Raw genomic sequence first — 1,934 nt, 5'->3', positions numbered from 1 at the left:
TGTATATACCGATTGAAAAGTGTACCAATATCCAGTTGAAAAGTGTACCAGTTAGCAAGGATTAAATCGTCCCTTTAGAATGAACTAAAGGAACCATAATTCATGTTAGAAGTGGAGACAAATCATAAGATTATATTACTCTATTATCGAGAAGGGCTCAGCCAGCGGAAAATAGCAAAGCAACTCCATATTCACCGTAGAACCGTGCGGGAGCGACTGGCAGAATATGAGTTGTTCAAGTCTTCTCCCTTAAGTGATCAGGATAAACCCTCTTCTTTGTTGAACCAATATCTACGGACAGGTTCAGTTTACAATAGTGCCAACCGTTCAAAACGGCGGTTGAATGATGAGGTGCTGAAGATCATTAATAAATGTCTGGAAGAAAACACGGCAAAACGTCTGGACGGCCGTTCCAAACAACAGCTTAAGAGTATAGATATTCTGGAAAAGCTGCATCAATTGGGTCACCAGCTGAGTTACAGCACGCTGTGTGATCATATTTCTAAGACTACCCAGATTACCAAAGAAGCCTTTATTCGTCAGCAATATGCACCGGGATCCTGTTGTGAGTTTGATTGGGGAGAAGTTAAGCTGTTTATAAATGACAAATTATGCAGGTATTATCTGGCCGTTTTTACTAGCGCTAACAGCAATTACCGCTATGCCTTGCTTTTCCAGCATCAGGACAGCCTGGCTTTTAAAGAAGCTCATATCTGCTTTTTTGAGCATGTAGGAGGAGTTTATCATCAAATGGTTTACGACAACATGCGGGTGGCGATATCTCGCTTTGTGGGCCGTACCGAGAAGATTCCTACGGCAGGATTGCTAGAGTTGAGCCGCTGGTATCAGTACCAATGGCGTTTCTGTAATGCGGCCAAAGGAAATGAAAAGGGACATGTAGAACGCAGCGTAGAATATCTGCGTAGGAAGACCTTTGCTTTCAAAGATCATTTTGATAACCTCCAGCAGGCACAGGTTTATTTACAGTCACGCCTGGGCGAATTGAATGAAAGAACATTAACCGGGCAGCAGCAAAGTCCTTCTGCAGGACTTGAACTCGAACGTAAAGGTCTGTATTCTTATCCGGGCTGCATGGAAAGCTTTTTGGGAGAAAACCTAAAAGTAGATAAATATGCCACCATCTGTTTTGCAACCAACCACTATTCTGTACCTGACCGTTTAACAGGAAAAATGCTATTCGCAAAGGTTTATTCCCAGTGGATAAAAATATATGATAGTGACCATGTGGTGTGCTGCCATGAAAGAATCTACAGCAGACATGGCTGGCAAATCGATATTGAACACTACTTAAGTACTTTACAGCGAAAGCCGGGCGCTGCTGCTGGTTCTGTTGCTTTAAAGCAAGCACCCATCTGGGTGCAATCACTTTATAAGGACCATTACTACAAGGATCCGCGTGCTTTTATTGAGTTGTTGCAATATCGCCAGCAACATCATATCAGTAGTCAGGAACTATGTGCCTGTGTTGCGCTGCTTGCCCGGCAGTTCCCCTCCAATGTCAACAATGAACATATCATCGCATTGCTGGGTAATCAGCCGGTACAGGTGCCAGGAATAGCAGAGCCGGATGCAATTGCCCTTCGTTCTATGGAAAACCTGCTGGAACTGGCAGAGATGATGAATAATTACGCAACTATTGGATTAAATACAACAAGATGAACAAAGAAACTTTAGAACACATCCAGCAGATCAGCACCGAACTACGCCTGACTGCTTTTCGTAAAGACCTGAACCAGGTAATTACCACTGCCATGAAAGATGAAACCTCTTTTGAAGAGGTTCTTCTAAAGTTGCTGCTTGCTGAGCAGCAGATCCGACTGGTGAACCGACGTAAAGCCCAGCTGCGAAACGCTGGCTTTCCACAGCTAAAATATCTGCAGGATCTGGTCAGAACAGAACTTCCAGCAGATGCT

2 protein-coding genes are annotated in these 1,934 nt (G+C 43.7%); both read left to right on the top strand.

All coding sequences use genetic code 11. The features are described 5' to 3' along the window. Nucleotides 1–102 precede the first annotated feature (102 nt). Nucleotides 103–1,680, top strand: a complete 1,578-nt coding sequence (gene istA / locus LY11_RS26365) for an IS21 family transposase (protein ID WP_111636557.1) — start codon at nucleotides 103–105, stop codon at nucleotides 1,678–1,680. Further along, nucleotides 1,677–1,934, top strand: a 258-nt coding sequence (locus LY11_RS26360; RefSeq protein ID WP_211321670.1) for a hypothetical protein, incomplete at its 3' end; no start/stop codon positions are given. The genes istA and LY11_RS26360, both read left to right, overlap by 4 nt.

Source organism: Pedobacter cryoconitis (assembly GCF_003259615.1).
Classification (GTDB): domain Bacteria; phylum Bacteroidota; class Bacteroidia; order Sphingobacteriales; family Sphingobacteriaceae; genus Pedobacter; species Pedobacter cryoconitis.
Note: the sequence above shows the minus strand (reverse complement) of the source record. Positions and strands in the feature narration are given on the sequence as shown.

Bases quoted from the DNA above. Each gene is read 5' to 3' on its own strand.
- istA (WP_111636557.1), top strand. From the start codon at position 103: ATGTTAGAAGTGGAGACAAATCATAAGATTATATTACTCTATTATCGA.